This window comes from Streptomyces sp. O3, from assembly GCF_054788135.1.
Genome location: NZ_JBTVYK010000175.1, coordinates 1 through 277, shown reverse-complemented (window position 1 = coordinate 277; position 277 = coordinate 1). Strand labels below are relative to the sequence as shown.

Below are 277 nucleotides of genomic sequence, written 5' to 3'. Positions count from 1 at the left end.
ATTGGAAACGATGCGGAAACTTCTTGGGAAAACGCAAAAAAAGGTGTTAATGGTGTTGCAAAAATGACAAGACTTAATCCGGATGACTTTCCGGTTAAAATTGCAGCAGAGTTAAAAGATTTTGATGTAGAAAAATATCTAGAGAAAAAAGAAGCTCGTAAAATGGACCGTTTTACGCATTATGCAATTGCAAGTGCTGAAATGGCTGTACAAGACTCTGGTTTAGTTATTGATGATTCCAATGCAAACCGCGTTGGTGTTTGGATTGGTTCAGGAA

1 protein-coding gene is annotated in these 277 nt (G+C 37.5%); it reads left to right on the top strand.

Features of this window, described 5'->3' with window-relative positions:
• On the top strand, positions 1 to 277 hold a 277-nt coding region (locus ACX6XY_RS30235), incomplete at both ends, for a beta-ketoacyl synthase N-terminal-like domain-containing protein (protein ID WP_460337857.1).